Source organism: Mucilaginibacter angelicae (assembly GCF_042434235.1).
Taxonomy (GTDB): Bacteria; Bacteroidota; Bacteroidia; order Sphingobacteriales; family Sphingobacteriaceae; genus Mucilaginibacter; species Mucilaginibacter angelicae.
Map to the genome: position 1 here is coordinate 344,503 of NZ_JBHLTS010000020.1, position 16,409 is coordinate 360,911.

At 42.0% G+C, this 16,409-nt stretch carries 16 protein-coding genes; 11 read left to right on the plus strand and 5 right to left on the minus strand.

Annotated features, from left to right (window positions below; translation table 11 throughout):
• Positions 1-75: 75 nt before the first annotated feature.
• Complete coding sequence (locus ACFFGT_RS09675) at positions 76-441, plus strand: magnetosome magnetite crystal formation protein family (protein ID WP_377022318.1); 366 nt, start codon at positions 76-78, stop codon at positions 439-441.
• Between the two features lie 31 nt (positions 442-472).
• Here the strand turns inward: ACFFGT_RS09675 and ACFFGT_RS09680 are convergent, their stop codons facing one another.
• Positions 473-1,222, minus strand: a complete 750-nt coding sequence (locus ACFFGT_RS09680) for a DUF6263 family protein (protein ID WP_377022319.1) — start codon at positions 1,220-1,222, stop codon at positions 473-475.
• A gap of 116 nt (positions 1,223-1,338) precedes the next feature.
• Positions 1,339-2,217 carry a polyphosphate kinase 2 family protein gene (locus ACFFGT_RS09685; protein ID WP_377022320.1) on the minus strand — a complete coding sequence of 293 codons (879 nt, stop codon included), beginning with the start codon at positions 2,215-2,217 and terminating at the stop codon, positions 1,339-1,341.
• Between the two features lie 248 nt (positions 2,218-2,465).
• On the opposite strand from ACFFGT_RS09685, the gene ACFFGT_RS09690 reads away from it, so the two are divergent.
• Both ACFFGT_RS09690 and ACFFGT_RS09695 read left to right on the plus strand, forming a co-directional pair.
• Positions 2,466-4,793, plus strand: a complete 2,328-nt coding sequence (locus ACFFGT_RS09690) for a penicillin-binding protein 1A (protein ID WP_377022321.1) — start codon at positions 2,466-2,468, stop codon at positions 4,791-4,793.
• A 113-nt stretch (positions 4,794-4,906) separates the two neighbouring features.
• On the plus strand, positions 4,907-8,122 hold the full coding sequence (locus ACFFGT_RS09695) for a tolB protein precursor (protein ID WP_377022322.1): 3,216 nt from the start codon (positions 4,907-4,909) through the stop codon (positions 8,120-8,122).
• Between the two features lie 60 nt (positions 8,123-8,182).
• Here the strand turns inward: ACFFGT_RS09695 and ACFFGT_RS09700 are convergent, their stop codons facing one another.
• Positions 8,183-9,097: a DUF6624 domain-containing protein gene (locus ACFFGT_RS09700; protein ID WP_377022323.1), complete on the minus strand. Its 915-nt coding sequence runs from the start codon at positions 9,095-9,097 to the stop codon at positions 8,183-8,185.
• Positions 9,098-9,198: 101 nt separating this feature from the next.
• A complete protein-coding gene (locus tag ACFFGT_RS09705; RefSeq protein ID WP_377022324.1) occupies positions 9,199-10,200 on the minus strand; it encodes a phosphotransferase enzyme family protein in 1,002 nt (333 codons plus the stop codon).
• A 136-nt stretch (positions 10,201-10,336) separates the two neighbouring features.
• Between ACFFGT_RS09705 and ACFFGT_RS09710 the strand changes: the two genes are divergently transcribed.
• Both ACFFGT_RS09710 and msrB read left to right on the plus strand, forming a co-directional pair.
• A complete protein-coding gene (locus ACFFGT_RS09710; RefSeq protein ID WP_377022325.1) occupies positions 10,337-10,906 on the plus strand; it encodes a fasciclin domain-containing protein in 570 nt (189 codons plus the stop codon).
• A gap of 123 nt (positions 10,907-11,029) precedes the next feature.
• Positions 11,030-11,509 carry a peptide-methionine (R)-S-oxide reductase MsrB gene (gene msrB / locus ACFFGT_RS09715; RefSeq protein ID WP_377022326.1) on the plus strand — a complete coding sequence of 160 codons (480 nt, stop codon included), beginning with the start codon at positions 11,030-11,032 and terminating at the stop codon, positions 11,507-11,509.
• On the opposite strand, the gene ACFFGT_RS09720 is transcribed toward msrB, so the two are convergent.
• Entirely contained in the window at positions 11,496-11,852 is a 357-nt protein-coding gene (locus ACFFGT_RS09720; RefSeq protein WP_377022327.1) for a GIY-YIG nuclease family protein, read from the minus strand. The genes msrB and ACFFGT_RS09720 overlap by 14 nt on opposite strands.
• 86 nt (positions 11,853-11,938) lie before the next feature.
• Between ACFFGT_RS09720 and ACFFGT_RS09725 the strand changes: the two genes are divergently transcribed.
• The 6 genes from ACFFGT_RS09725 to ACFFGT_RS09750 all read left to right on the plus strand — a co-directional run bounded on the left by ACFFGT_RS09725 (position 11,939) and on the right by ACFFGT_RS09750 (position 16,262).
• On the plus strand, positions 11,939-12,715 hold the full coding sequence (locus ACFFGT_RS09725; RefSeq protein ID WP_377022328.1) for an XRE family transcriptional regulator: 777 nt from the start codon (positions 11,939-11,941) through the stop codon (positions 12,713-12,715).
• A gap of 74 nt (positions 12,716-12,789) precedes the next feature.
• On the plus strand, positions 12,790-13,149 hold the full coding sequence (locus tag ACFFGT_RS09730; protein WP_091210518.1) for a DUF4890 domain-containing protein: 360 nt from the start codon (positions 12,790-12,792) through the stop codon (positions 13,147-13,149).
• A gap of 66 nt (positions 13,150-13,215) precedes the next feature.
• Positions 13,216-14,349 (plus strand): aminotransferase class I/II-fold pyridoxal phosphate-dependent enzyme, encoded by a 1,134-nt coding sequence (locus ACFFGT_RS09735; RefSeq protein ID WP_377022329.1) that lies wholly within the window; start codon positions 13,216-13,218, stop codon positions 14,347-14,349.
• Positions 14,342-14,959, plus strand: coding sequence for a dethiobiotin synthase (gene bioD, locus ACFFGT_RS09740; RefSeq protein WP_377022330.1), 618 nt, complete (start codon positions 14,342-14,344; stop codon positions 14,957-14,959). Before ACFFGT_RS09735 ends, bioD begins: the two co-directional genes overlap by 8 nt.
• A 51-nt stretch (positions 14,960-15,010) precedes the next feature.
• On the plus strand, positions 15,011-15,901 hold the full coding sequence (locus ACFFGT_RS09745; protein ID WP_377022331.1) for a 3-hydroxybutyryl-CoA dehydrogenase: 891 nt from the start codon (positions 15,011-15,013) through the stop codon (positions 15,899-15,901).
• A gap of 70 nt (positions 15,902-15,971) precedes the next feature.
• Positions 15,972-16,262: a hypothetical protein gene (locus tag ACFFGT_RS09750; protein ID WP_377022332.1), complete on the plus strand. Its 291-nt coding sequence runs from the start codon at positions 15,972-15,974 to the stop codon at positions 16,260-16,262.
• Positions 16,263-16,409 lie beyond the last annotated feature (147 nt).

Here is a 16,409-nt window from a genome sequence, read left to right on the forward strand (position 1 = left end):
TATAATCCATCATTTAAAAATGAATAAAACTATTTCATTTTTAAACGGTTAGCATTATACAAAAATCTTTACCACATGAACAATTATTCACCTGCCGATGACGGCAAAACTGCAAGCATCATCAGTTATTTTTTTATTTTGGGATGGCTTATCGCCTACTTTGGTATTTACATTAACAACAAAACCGCACTGGCCAGTTACCAGTTAAGGCAAACGCTGCTTTTCCATTTGGTAGCCATGGTAATTTACTATGCCATAGGGGCATTGGCCGGGGCTATTTTCTTCACCTCGGGGGTTTTTATAGGCGTTGTCCTCATTTGGATAGTACGTACAGCTTTGATCATTTTATGGATCGTCGGGTTCATTGGTGCTGTTAATGGTGAAAGGAAACCTATCCCTTTTATCGGAGAAAGGGCGCAATCCATATTTTCGGGGATCTAATAACGAGTACTTATAATATCCTCTTTAAGCACTATTCAACAGACACAGAAAGCACTGCCCGCAAATCCATTTTTGCAGGCACATCTATACGCGAGCTGATTAGCTGGCCGTTGGCTTTATCTATCACATATTCGCCTTCGGCTTTCATATCGCCGGTTAATGCCTTAATACCTTTAATATCGGCATTAACTTTAATAATAACTCTTTCAGGCGTTATATCGCTTATAGTATAGGTATATTGGTTAACTGTTGATAAAAGTTTATTTTTTCGTGAGCCTGTCCAATGATCACCCACCTTTACCTTATGTTCGGGGTAAATCAATTGGATCTCGCTCATGTCAATCGGGGCATCGGCGCCAATAACGCTCGTTTTAAATGGCGACACTACGTTACCTCGATCGTTAACAGAAATATCATAATAAGCGCTAAATGCGGGTTCGAGTGTTTTATCCATAGCCTGGGCATTCTCATCCATGTCCGTAGATTTATCGTGCGAATCATAATGCTCCACAAGCTCCCCCGCCTTTGAATCCATTTTTATACCTTTTAAACGAGCTGTCATTATATAATTGCCGTCGCTCGTTACTGAATCTACTAAAAACGCTATCACTATTTGATTATGCATTTCCATAGCGCCCGCTCTTGAAGCATTTTGATCTAAAGTGAAGGTCTTTTCTTCGCCCTTTTTATATTTTAACCGAAGCAGTACACTTTCATTGTTTTGTTTACAGCCACAAAATGCAATAGCCAGAATGATTGGAAGAGTATATTTTAGTTTCATGATAAGGATTAAAGGGTAAAGTTAAGATAATTAGGATGGATACCTCTATACAAGGGCTAACATCTGTTAATTACCATTTAACTTTTGCGTTTTCGCCTTCACCAGAACTTCAATAATTATTGCTTCTCCAACAGCTGCTTAGCTTCCTGTAATTTGTCCATTTCCTCCTTGGGTAAAACAGGAAACTCCAGCTTTAATCCTTTTAAAGTATCCCGGATTATAGTTGAGATAGCGATGCGCGTAAACCACTTCTTATCCGCGGGGATAACGTACCACGGACTTTCATCTGTGGAGGTTTCACTGATGGCCTTTTCATAGGCGCTCATATATTCATCCCAATGTTCGCGCTCTGATATATCGCTGGCCTGGAATTTCCAGTTCTTTTCGGGGTTATCTATTCTCTTTAAAAAACGCTCCTTTTGTTCCTGCTTTGAAAGGTTAAGAAAAAACTTGATCACAACAGTGCCGTTGGTATGGATGTGCTTTTCAAAATTACGGATGCTCTCGTACCGCTGCTCCCAAAACTTTTTGCCGATATCCTTTACCTGCTTTATATCCGGATTATTCTCCTTTAAAACAAGTTCAGGGTGAACTTTAACTATCAGCACATTTTCATAGTGCGACCGGTTATGGATACCGATACGCCCTCTCTCAGGCAATGCTTTATAGTGCCGCCATAAAAAATCGTGGTCATAATCCTCAGAGCTGGGTTGCTTAAAACTGTATACCTGGCAGCCCTGTGGGTTTAAGCCCGACATGGTGTGCGCTATGGCGCCGTCTTTCCCCGCAGCATCCATAGCCTGAAAAATAATCAGCAATGAATAGCTGTTTGCGGCATAAAGCTGCGCCTGCAATTTGGAGGTTTCTGCAATTAGCCCTGCCAGCACGCCTTCAGCATCTTCTTTTTTACTGCCATCGCTAAATGCGGGATCATAATCGCCCAGGGAAAATTTGGTGTTACTTTTTACTTTGAATTGCTCTGTCAAACTTTTCATATGAATAGATATCTGTACAAAGTACAAAAAACACGATAAAGTTTTAGCAACCTTATTTGAAACATGCGCTGTAATCAGCAACATTGATTTTTTATCTCCAAACAGCTTTTAATTTATTTATTGTGTACTTTGCACATCATAAATATGTATAATGCCAGTGTTAACCTAAAATTTACCTGCATATTTTACGTTGTTTATATTTGTTAAACGCACTATGATATAGTGCCATAATTTTTCATCTTTACCCAATGTTCAGACGTATACGCAACCGCTTTTTAAGATACTTCGTCATATTAATATACTTCGTAATAATCTTTTTTTGTTCGATAGAACTTAACTTCCTTGGGCTGTTCGGATATTCTCCTGACATGCAGGACATTAAAAGCCCCGTACTTTCGGTAGGATCAGAAGTTTACACGGCCGATGGTAAACTGATAGGTCAGTATTACAAGGAAAACCGTTCCCCTATCGAATTTAAAGAGATTTCTCCCAACCTTGTAAATGCCCTTGTAGCTACCGAGGATGCACGCTTTTATAGCCACGGCGGTGTGGATTTTTACTCCTTTTTTACCAGCGTGCTTTCAACGGCCAAAGGCGACAGGCGCGGTGCCAGTACCATCACCCAGCAGCTGGCCAAAAACCTGTTCGAAACGCGTAAAAAGAAATCGCAGGGTTTTATCAAACATATCCCCTTGCTGCGCACCGTTGTTTATAAGTGTAAGGAATGGCTTACCGCCTTTAAAATTGAACACGTTTACAGCAAGCAGCAAATACTAACGCTGTATTTCAACACCGTTCCGTTCGGTAATAATACGTACGGTATAAAAACGGCATCGTTGAAATATTTTAATAAACAACCCGGCGCTTTAAACCCGGCCGAATCGGCATTACTTATCGGCATGCTTAAAGCTACGTCGAACTATAATCCTATTAAAAATCCGCAGCGGGCTACCGAAAGGCGTAATACCGTTTTGGGGCAGATGGAAAAATATCATTACATCACTAAAGATCAGTACACTTCAAGTATAGCCATGCCGCTTAACCTCGACCTGAGCTATGTTGAGGATGACTCCCACGGTGATTCATACCTGCGCCGCGCGGTTGAAAAATGGCTGGATAAGTGGTGTAAGGACAACGATTATAACCTTTATGAGGATGGTTTAAAGATCTACACCACCATCGACTCAAAGATGCAGCAATATGCCGAAGAGGCCGTTGCCGAAAAAATGAAGATGCTGCAAAAGCGCTTCAACAACCTTTGGGGCAACAAAAACCCATGGCGCGATTCAAAAGGTGTGGAGATCAAAGATTTCATTCTCAAAAACGAACAAAGGTTACCTATTTACAAGCTGCTGGAAAAAAAATACGGCAGCGATACCGTAAAGATCCAGGATTACTTTAAGACGAAAAAACGGATGACCGTGTTCACCTGGCATGGCGAACAGGATACCACTTTTTCAACTATCGATTCCATTAAATACTACGCTAAAATTCTGAACACCGGCATGATGACACTTGAACCATCAACCGGCAAAATAAAGGTTTGGATAGGCGGTATCGATCACCGTTTCTTTAACTACGATCACGTAAATCAAAGCCGCAGGCAGGCAGGTTCAACCTTCAAGCCTTTCGCTTACCTTACTGCACTTGACAATGGCTTTACCCCTTGCGATAAGTTTACCGACAAACCGGTATCCATTAAATACAAAGACAACGGAGAAGATAAAGTTTGGGAACCCAACAATGCCGATTTCCATTTTTCATATCGCGAAATGTCACTGCGCTGGGCTATGGGTAAATCTGTAAACTCCATTACTGCGCAGTTAACCGAAAAAGTAGGCTGGGATAAAATTGTGGAATATGCCCACCGCTGCGGTATCGAAAGTCCTTTAAAATCAGTTCCATCCGTATCGTTGGGTTCAAATGATGTTTCGGTTTATGAAATGGTTAGGGCGTACAGTACTTTCCTTAATAAAGGCGAAAAACTTGATCCCTTGCTGGTAACTAAAATTACCGATCAGCAGGGCAACGTAATACAGGAATTTAAGCTAAAAACCGAAAAGGTATTGAGCGAAGAAACCGCATGGCTGATGCTTTACATGTTCCGCGGTGGTATGGAAGAACCGGGTGGTACCTCACAGGCCCTTTGGGAATACAATGGTCTTTGGAAAAAAGACAACCAGATAGGCGGCAAAACAGGCACATCATCTGATTATGTAGATGGCTGGTATATGGGTATCACCAAGGATCTGGTAACCGGTGTTTGGGTTGGTGCCGATGACCGCTCGGTACACTTCACTACATCTGAAACAGGCGAAGGCTCACATACTGCGCTGCCTATCTTCGGTAGCTTTATGGAAAGGGTTTATGCCGATAAATCGCTGGGATATACTTACGGTCCGTTCCCTAAACCATGGAGCAAGATCACCAAAAGTTACAATTGTCCATCGCCGCATATTGAAGAAGATACAACGTCGACAGATAGCTTAAGCAACCCTATTGATACAACGGGCGTAACACCTGTACAGGAAAACAATCCGGAAAACCCGGAAAGCACGCCGCCTAACCAGCGATAAACGGATAGAGGCGCTATTTTTCATAAGTGAAGAGAAAATGAATAAGGTTGTTTTTTAAATTAAGAACAACCTTATTTTATTAAATTAGCCATATCTATTTAGTTAAATAATATATGAATAAAGTTTACTCACTTTTCAATAGAGTTAAAAAGCACACCATTATATTTATTTGTTTTGTTGGCTCGCTGTTGATTAGCACCAATGTACAGGCACAGTATTTTGGCCAAAACAAAGTAAGGTACAAAAACCTCAAGTTTAACGTTTACAAAACCCCTCACTTCGAGATTTACTATTACCTGAAAAATGATAGTATGGTGAAACGCTTTGCCCAGGAAAGTGAGCTTTGGTATACCCTGCACCAACAGGTTTTCAGGGATACTTTTAAACATGCCAACCCGATAATTCTATACGCCAATCACCCCGATTTTCAGCAAACTACAGCTATTGATGGCGAAATCAGCGTAGGTACAGGCGGTGTTACCGAAGGCCTTAAAAACCGCGTGGTAATGCCGGTAATGGAAACCAATCAAACTACCAGGCACGTTATCGGGCACGAACTGGTGCATGCCTTCCAGTATCGTTTACTGATGGGACATGATTCAGCCGAATATGAAAATATAAATAACATTCCGCTTTGGATGATAGAGGGTATGGCCGAATACCTGTCCTTAGGTAAAAAAGATACCTATACCGCCATGTGGATGCGGGATGCTTATCTGAACCACGATATTCCTACCGTTCGCGATCTTACCGAAAGCAGCAAATACTTCCCATACCGTTATGGCGAGGCTTTTTGGTCGTTTATTGGCTCAACTTATGGCGATACTGTTATAGTTCCCTTCTTTAAAAACGCGGCCAAATATGGATTGGAATACGGCATCAGGCGTACGTTTGGGTATGACGACCGCACCCTCTCCCGCCTTTGGAAAAACTCTATCGAGGCTACCTACAAGCCATTTTTAAAGGATACTACCCAAACACCAAAAGGTATCAAATTGATTGACAGTAAAAACGGAGGCGATCTTGTTGTTGCACCTTCTGTTAGTCCGGATGGTAAATATGTAGCTTTCCTATCTGCCAAAAGTTTGTTCAGTATTGATCTCTATTTGGCCGATGCCAAAACGGGCCGCATATTACGAAAGCTCACGAGTAAAGTATCAAACACACATATCGATGAATTTAACTTCATCGAATCGGCAGGTGCATGGTCACCGGATGGAAGCAAATTTGCGTTCAGCGTATTCAGCAAAGGGCGTAACAGGCTTGATGTGGTTGATCTGAAAAGTGGCAATGTGGTTGATGACATCTCGATGGAGCAGGTAGGTCAGTTCAGTAACCTGTCTTGGTCGCCAAATGGTAAGGATATTGTTTTCCAGGGATTGGTTGAAGGGCAGGGCGATTTGTATTCTTATAACTTCGATACCAAAAAGATCACCCAGCTTACCAACGATAAATATTCTGATTATCAGCCAAGCTACTCGCCGGATGGTAAAAAGATCATCTTTTCGAGCGACAGGAGTACTTATGATCAGTCGCTTGAGCAGGATATTCCTTTTAACCTGGCCGAACTTGATCTGACAACCGGCAAAGTAACCGACATCAAGATCTTTAACGGCGCCAACAACCTGAACCCGCAATACTCGGCAGATGGCAAGCAGATCTATTTCCTGTCAAACCGCGACGGTTTCCGTAATCTTTACCGCTATACCATTGCCTCAGGTCAGATAGAACAAATGACAAACCTATTCACCGGTATTTCGGGGATTACCGAGTACTCGCCGGCTTTAAGTATTTCCAATCATGATGATGTAGTTTATTCATACTACCGCGCACAAAAATATTCCATCTATAACGCCAAAGCATCCGACTTTACCCCTGTTGTAGTACAGCCCGGCGACATTAACTTTGCAGCAGGTACGCTGCCGCCAAACCGTTCGGTAGGTGTAGATCTAATCAACTCCAACCTGAACAATTTCCTGGCCTACCGCAAAATCCCAACCGATTCAGTAAAAGCCATTCCTTTCCGTTCAAAATTTAAGCTTGATTATCTTTCGGGCAGTGGTATTGGTGTTGGTGTAAGTAACTTTTATGGCACAAGCCTTTCAAGCGGCATCCAGGGCGTATTTAGTGATATTTTAGGCCGTAACCAGATCTTTGCGGCTGCTTCGGTAAACGGGCAGATCTATGATTCTGGCGCTGCAGTAACCTATGTAAACCAAACCGGCCGCTGGAACCTTGGTGTAGGTGTTTCGCACATCCCTTACCAGTTTGGCTTTAATACTACCACTTATCCGGTAAAAAATGTGGGCGGCAAAAATCAAACGGTTTATTCCGACAATATCGACATTATCCGCAACTTTGAAGATGCGGGCAGGGTATTCACCTCCTACCCTATTTCAAAAACCACACGTTTTGAAGTAAGCGGCGCTGCCTCACACAACTATTACCGTGTTGACCGTTATAGCGATTACTACCTGCTTGATACTACGGTAGTAAACGGCAAACAACAGGTTGGTGTAGGCAACTATATCAATTCCGACAGGAAAAAGATCCCGAACGATGAAGAATCGGCAACCCTTAATCAAAACTACGGCTCAACCTATTTTTACAACTTAAAGTCGTACTCTATTTTAACTGTATCAACCGCTTTAATTGGCGATAACTCATTTTTTGGTGTTACAGCACCGTTAAACGGTTTCAGGTACAGGTTAGAAGCCGGTTATAACTTTGGTACTTACCGGTTCTTTTCGCCAACAATTGATGTAAGGAAATATGTACGTACAGCACCGGTTACCTTTGCAGCGAGGTTCTTTGCAACCGGTCGTTTTGGTGATGATAAAGGGCTTTATCCATTATTTGTGGGCTATCCTTTTTACATCAGGGGTTACGAAGGTCAAACATTTTATAATAACGGAAAGGCTACAACCAATGGTTTCACTATCGACCAGTTATCGGGCAGTCGTTTAGCTGTGTTTAACTTTGAGGTCCGCCTGCCATTTACAGGCCCCGAAAAATTGGCTGCTATAAAATCAAAATTCCTGTTTACCGATCTTAACTTATTTTTTGATGCAGGCTTAGCGTGGAATTCAGGTGATCATATTTATTTCCAGAAAGATCCGCCGGTAATTGGTCAACAGGATTTTGTAGATAATACCGGCAAAGTGACCACCCAAAATCTTTATGGCAGGGTACCAGCGTTGAGCGCGGGTATCTCCCTGCGTATAAACGTTTTTGGGGCGTTTATCCTGGAGCCTTACCTTGCTGTTCCGTTTAATCGCAGTGATGTTAAAAAACCTTTGTTTGGCTTAGGCTTTACACCGGGCTGGTAATGTTACTTATTGTATAAAACAAGAAAAAGCGGCTTAACGGCCGCTTTTTCTTGTTTTATTCTATTTAACAGGCGAATAATTTAGCCCCATTTGTTTAAGATATTCCTGCAAAGGGATCATCCCTACTTTTGCACGGCGCTCATTTACATGAGCTTCATCTTCTATCGGAGAAACTATGTAAGTATGGCTTTTAGGATCATACTCTAACTGGCTACCATATAACTGTTTTCTTCCTTGCCTAACGGCAACCCTATCCTCTAAGATAGCAACACTTTCGGGGTCAATATCATTTTTTTTCTGAGCTTCTCTGATCATAGGCAGATATTTTACCTGGGTATTTAAATCGGCGTGTTGTATCACTAAAAACAATGCTGCATACAAATCACCTATTTCACTATATGAGGGCCAGCCACGGGTATCCAGTATATTTCTTACTTTCACAAGGTTAATGGAATCAGCTAAAAACATTTGCCTGCCAAGCTTCTTGAACTCAGCAGAAATTGTGTCTTTTGTTTTAACAATATCCTGTCGCCTGTATCGTTGGTCGTCATCTTTAATTTGCTGTAACTCGCGTTGCAGGGGTGTATAGGCGGCCCTCATATTTTTATTGGTTTCGATAGTGAGAATCTCCCAGTCTTTATGTTGAGGTAGACCAACAAAATCACCATCGGCCATCAGCATACCGTATTTATTGAATTTATATACTTGTACAGCAGTTTTTAATTGTATTATGGCCGAGTCTGTTTTACCAGCTAAAGCCCAGGCCCGGGCCGAGCGGTAAATATCCATTGCTTTGATCGAGTCAGGATAGGCTGCAAAAGCTACTCTATATGTCAACGCAGCTTTCGTATACCTGCCATTGTGATAAATATCTTCGGCCTGTTTCAATTGTGCCCTGTAGCCTGTTTGACAGAAGGTAGCCCCGGCAAAAACCGAAAAACAAATGCAAAGCGAAAGAAATTTAGGTGAGTACATAGGTGATTTAGTTATGGTTTATGTAAACAATATCGGGTTTAAATTAAAACTGATATTTACTTTAACAGATTTTAACATCATCCAACCTTTGCTTAAACAAACTATGGCAGTAACACATGAGCAGTCTCCATCCACTTCTTAATTAACGCAACCCTATCCCTCAAAAACTTCGGGCCGAAAAAGAGGTTCGACCAGTCATCAAAGTTCTCATATTGAAAGCCTAAGTAAAATACCCAAAAACCAAAACCTAAATATGGTATAGCATTAATTTCCTCGTTTGATAGCGGCCTGACTTTACGATAAGCGGCAACAAAGGTCTTAAATGCATCGCGCCCCTGCTCTTCTGTAATCTTTCCGTAGGTAACCTCCATGAAGTAATGAATAAAAAACGATGTAATATCGTAAGCTAACAACCCTTTCCCTGCAAAATCGAAATCAAAAAAAGTAATCTCACCAGTGGCTGTAAAATGAAAGTTTTTGGGGAAGAAATCATAATGGCAATAGCCGTAGCTAAAATCAGCATTAAACTGATTGTATTGGGCAATCACATCAACGGCAGTATCCTTCAGGTAGGCATATTCTTCTTCAAGTCCGGCAAATGCCGGTTCAATGATCTTAATCGGATCAATGATCGTAGTATTTATGGAATACTCTTTACGGTAATGGCTAAGTTCAATTGAAGATGTAATATTGTGTATAACGCCCATCTCCCTGCCTGCTGTTCCAAGCTGTTCATTGGTCATAGCATTAACAACGCTACCCTGCGCCCATGAAAACAGAACACCGTAACGGGTTCCCTCGGCGGCATTGAAAGCCTGTAACATTTCGCCATTTTTATCAGCGATTGGTCTTGATACTTTAGCGCCTTTTTCAAACAGGATGCTCAGCAACTCCACCTCGCCTTTAATCTCTTCCAATTTACGGTGCGCATCGCGGTAGATTTTGAAGATGTATTTTTCAGTCGCATTTTCTATAACATAGGTATCGCTCACATTACGGATCAATAGCCTGCAGGTAGTGCCGCTTAAGCTATAGCTTTCCCGGAGTTTTATATTGAGTGCTTTTGACGATAAGGTTGAGTATTGTGTAGGGAAGATATTCATAGGTAAACAAAGGTAGGTTATAATCTACAGAACGGAAATTTTCTCAATTTTACCCTTATTGAATTTAAATCCCAGTTCGGCTCCGATTTAAAAAACCTATTTATATTTTGTATGTTTAGCTTATAACCTACACACTATGAAAAAGTTACTGATATTTTTATTTACTGCACTTTGCCCCGCAATATCGTCGGCCCAAACTGTAAACAAAAACAGTAACGCTACAACGGAGCCAACCATGCTTCCTACCAATGATATTGTAAAAAACATATCCCTGGCTCCCAATACACACACGTTTTACATTTTCATTCAGGAAACCCACCTCTCCCGTACTTATACCAGCCGGGGCCCTATCACCATATTTGTACCGGTTGATGAAGGTTACACGGATATGCCTACAGGTAAGTTTGATTCGCTTGCAAAACCGGCACATATCTGGGAGCTTACCGACCTGGTTACCTATCATGCCATTGCCGGGCAACTAAAAGCAAAAGATATCCATAAACAGATAAGCCGGGGTAAAGGTATGGCCACGTTCACCACGCTTTCGGGCGGTAAGCTATTTGCTAAGATCGATAGTAACAACAATATAGTTTTGATTGATGGCAACGGCGGTAAAAGTGTGATCAGCCAGTTTGATATTAAACAAAATAATGGTATAGTACACCTGGTGAGTAAAGTATTGGTGCCTAAAAAGAAGCTGATATAAACAGGACTGCCAGATGACAATCCCGATATAATATAATTACGTATTTGAGTTATAGTATAAATTACAAAGCCTTCTTCACTAAAATGGGTTGGTATAGTTATTAACCTCAAAACAGAATATGTTATGAAAAGATCAATCTTAGCGCTGATCGCATTCAGCGTGTTAACAGCATTAGGATGCCAGAACACAAACGGACAGGATGCAAAGCGAAAACTGAGCAAACCGGCTGCCGAATGGAAAAAAACACTCACCCCCAACCAATACCACATTATGGTTGAAAGCAGTACCGAACCGCCTTATCATAACGAATACTGGGACAACCACGAAAAAGGTGTTTACGTAAGCGCTGCAACAGGCGAAATACTGTTTAGCTCTGACGATAAGTTTGACAGCGGTACGGGCTGGCCAAGTTTCGTTAAACCGGTTGACCCAAAAAAAGTAGCAATAGTTACCGATAACAGCTACGGCATGAGCCGCGATGAGGTTATCGAAAAAAGTACAGGCTTACACCTCGGCCACGTATTTGACGATGGGCCTGCCGACCGCGGCGGCAAAAGGTATTGCATGAACTCGGGGGCTTTAAAGTTTATTAAAAAGCCATAACCTTACGGTTTGCGTTTAACGACGGGCGCAATTGCGGCCTTACGCGTAAACCTTGCTCATATTTTAACCCAATGGTCAGGTCTATCCAATCGGCATTAACAGATCTGATCATTTTTTCTTTTTGCGGGCGTGTAAAAGTGCTCACCACTTTAAAACGTTCCATAGCCTGCTCTTCGGTATTGATCTCCTCAAAGTAAACCAAACGGTTAAGCTGCTGCGCGTTGTCAAAAAACAAGGTTGGCATTTCGCTGTAAAACTGGATGGTTTTCATCAGGTCTGAACATAAGCCTACATGCAGATTTTTGCGGTTCCTGTCGGTAATGATATAAACAAAACGTTTCATTTTATGATAAAAAATTTGGTGAACAGATAATTATTACTAACTTTATGAGCATAAAATTACTAATAAATTTAGCAAATCCAAATTTTATGTCAATAATTTCACAAAATATTAAGTTTCTCCGCAAAAAGAAGGGTTTAACGCAGCAGCAATTTGCGGATGAATTAGGTATAAAACGTTCATTAGTAGGTGCATATGAAGAAGACAGGGCCGATCCGAAATACGAACTACTAAAAACATTAGCAACCTATTTTGACGTTACTATTGATGACTTTATTAACGAAACCATCAACGAAAAGTGGCAGCCAAAACCAAAAGGCAACCCGGCCAACCTGCGGATCCTGAGTATTTCTGTTGATAAAGATGAAAACGAAAATATAGAAATGGTGCCTGTAAAGGCCAGTGCAGGCTACCTTAACGGCTATGCCGATCCTGAATATGTAGCCCAATTGCCCAAGTTTTATTTACCTATGTTTAAGCAGGGTACTTTCCGCGCCTTTGAAATTAAAGGCGATTCTATGCTGCCCCTTGTATCAGGTACTATTATAATAGGTGAATACGTAGAAAACTGGGGCGATGTAAAAAGCGGCGAAACCTACGTGGTAATATCAAAAAACGACGGCGTAGTTTATAAACGTATTGGCAATAAGTTTAAAGAGAACAAAAAACTAAAGCTCGTTTCTGACAATCCGGTTTATGAACCCTATGAAATATCAGGCGAGGATGTGCTGGAACTATGGAAAGCTAAAGGTTATATCTCCACACAGCTGCCCGAGCCAACACCAGAGCCAACCATGGAAACCTTAAGCGCCATGATGGCCCAGATGCAGCGCTCCATATCAAATTTACAGCAAGGCAACAATTAAGTTACATCGGCTTTTTTAAACCTTTACGATATATCTTTATCATACTGTTAAAACGTAAATTAAATTAAAAAGCGATGAAAAAATTATTGTTAATGTGCTGCTTCCTGATTGGAATTTCAGCAGCCAGCCATGCACAAGGCGGTATGAGGAAAAGCCCTGAAGAAAGAGCTAAAGATTTGCAAACCCAGCTTAAATTAACAGATGATCAAACTACCAAGATCACTGCAGTTTACAAAGAGCAGGCAACCAAAATGGACAGCGTACGTACTGCTGCCAATGGTGACAGGGATGCAATGCGTTCGGCAATGCGCCCAATGATGGAAGCAACCAACACCAAAATCAAAGCTATTTTAACAGCAGATCAGGCTGCAGCTTATGACAAAGCAATGAAAGAAAGAATGGACCGCATGCGCCAGGGCGGCGGTGGCCAGTAAAACATTATCACATAGAAAAAAGCGACCAATGGTCGCTTTTTTTATTTTTGCACAAAACAAAGCATATTGAAACAGGCCGAAGATTTTTTAAAGAACAAATTATATGAGCGGCAACAAGTGGGCACATACCGGCAGCTTAAGCCCGAAAACGGGCTGGTTGATTTTTGCTCAAACGATTACCTCGGCTTTGCCCGTTCGGCTGTTTTAAAACAAAGCATTGCGCATGAAGTAAATACTCACCCGCTTAGCCTTAACGGTTCTGCCGGGTCAAGGCTGTTATCAGGCAACATCCAATACGCCGAAGACCTCGAAAACCAAATAGCTGCCTATCATGAAAGCGAAGCCGGCCTGCTCTTTAACTCGGGCTATGATGCCAACCTGGGCCTGCTTTCGTCCCTTGCCCAGCGTGGCGATACCATTATTTTAGATGAACTGGTGCACGCCTCCATCATCGACGGGGCAAGGTTAAGCTATGCCAACCGCTACAGCTTCAAACACAATGATCTGGAAAGCCTGGAAGCTAAATTAAAAATAGCCAAAGGCAATTGTTATGTGGTTATTGAAAGCGTATATTCTATGGATGGCGATACTCCGCCCCTTCCTGAAATCCTCAGCCTGACCGAAAAATATAACGCTGCGCTTATTATTGATGAAGCACATGCCGTGGGTCTGTATCCTAAAGGATTGGTTTGTGAGCTTGGCTTGCAGCAAAGGATTTTTGCCCGTGTGGTAACATTTGGCAAGGCATTGGGTGGCCATGGGGCCATAGTGCTTGGCAGCAATAATTTACGTAATTATCTCATCAACTTTGCACGCCCTTTTATTTATACCACCGCAGCATCTTTCCATCAGCTGGCAACTATCAAAATGGCGTATCAGCTATTGGAAAACTCGGGTGAAGCTATCATCAGCCTAAAAAGAAACATTGAACTGTTTAAACGGGAAGTAAATACAGGCGAAAATTTCACTTTGATAAGCAGTGATAGCCCTATCCAGTGTATCGTACTTAAAAGCAACGAAATGGCCCGGGAAGCGGCTAAGCAATTGCAAATAAATAACCTTGATGTGAGGCCCATTCTAAGTCCAACGGTTGCACAGGGTACCGAACGGATCAGGATTTGCCTGCATAGTTTTAATACTAAAAATGATTTAACTTTGCTGGCTGTAACGCTTAACAAATTTACACTATTACATGCCTGATAAGCAACCGATATTTATTACCGGTATTGATACCGGCGTAGGTAAAACCCTGGTTTCGGCTATTTTAACGGAGAAATTAAACGCAGACTACTGGAAGCCAATACAATCCGGCGACCTTGACAGCAGCGATACCCTGAAAGTTAAAAGCCTCATTTCAAATAAAGTCACCCACTTTTTTGCGGAGGCTTATGCGCTTACGCAGCCATTTTCGCCCCATAAGTCGGCCGCTTTGGATAAAGTTACCATAGATCTGGAAAACATAGTTCTGCCCAAAACAGATAACCAGTTGGTTATAGAAGGTGCAGGCGGCCTCATGGTACCCTTGAATGATAACTTTCTGATCATCGACCTGATTAAGCAGCTCAACGCACGGGTAATACTGGTAACCAAACACTACTTAGGCAGCATCAACCATACCCTGCTTTCCATACACGCGTTAAAAAAGTATAGCATCCCGGTTATGGGCATAATATTTAATGGCGACAAGGATATCTATTCAAAAAGTTATATCCTCGAATATTCAGACGTCCCTGATCTGGGGCAGATTCCCGAGTATAAAACTATCAACAAAAAAACTGTTAAAGAGGCCGGTAAGTTTATTACCTTGTAATACCGGCAGCTTTCATAAACCGATATTTTGCCGGTTTCGTAAACATATATTATGAAAAATATTACTGTAATTGGCTCCGGCACCATGGGTAACGGCATTGCCCACACTTTTGCCCAGCATGGTTTTGAGGTATCTTTGGTTGATATCAGCGATGATGCCCTGAGTAAAGCCTTACAAACCATCAGCAATAACCTGGACAGACAGGTAAAAAAAGGCACTATTACCGAAGATACAAAAACCGAAACCCTAAGCCGCATCCGCGTTTTTACCGATCTGGCCGAAGGCGCTCAAAATGCAGATCTTGTAATTGAAGCCGCCACCGAAAACCAGGAGATAAAGCTTAAACTGTTTAAGCAACTCAGCGAAATCTGCAGCGATGCTGTAATACTGGCATCCAACACATCCTCCATATCTATCACCAAAATTGCTTCGGCCACTAAAAAGCCGGGGAACGTGATAGGCATGCATTTCATGAACCCGGTACCTGTAATGAAACTGGTTGAGGTGATCAGGGGTTATGCCACAACTGATGCCGTTACCGAAACCATCATGCAGCTTTCGCGTACATTAGGTAAAGACCCGGTAGAAGTAAACGATTACCCAGGTTTTGTAGCCAACCGCATTTTAATGCCCATGATAAACGAAGCCATTTATACCTTATATGAAGGCGTTGCCGGCGTTCAGGAAATTGATACGGTTATGAAACTGGGCATGGCCCACCCGATGGGTCCGCTGCAACTGGCTGATTTTATTGGTTTGGATGTTTGCCTGGCCATTTTAAAAGTACTGCACGATGGCTTTGGCAATCCTAAATATGCCCCTTGCCCTTTACTGGTAAACATGGTTACAGCAGGCCATTTAGGAGCCAAAACAGGTAGCGGTTTCTACAAGTATACAGCAGGTAGCAAAGATCTGGTGATAGCCGATAAATTCAGTACCTAAACACGGTTAAACTTTTGATGTTGGAAGTTGTCAATAGTTATTATACTGAACAACTAAAATACATCTAAAAATGAAAACCATTGCTAAATTAGGAATAGTACTTGCTTTAACAGGCTCATTATTTGCATCATGCGCTGGCCAGGCTTATGTAACCGAACGTCCCGTTGAACCTGTTTATATACGTCCGGTAGCTCCCTATCCTAACGCTGTTTGGGTACCCGGCGAATGGGTTTGGCGCGGTAACCGCTATGTTTACCGCCAGGGCTTTTATGCAAGGCCACGCTACAATCATGTATATGTACAGGGCCACTGGCAGCCAACTAACCGTGGTTATGTGTGGGTGAGAGGTTATTGGAGATAAGCCCCCCGGCCCCCTAAAGGGAGTAATAGCCTATCATTAGACAGCGGAAATTTTATTGATTAACAAATCAAAAATAGATCGATTGTCACGATGATTGTATTTGAAAGTAAATTCATCCAGGTAAGCTTGTAGATGCCTGGATGATAC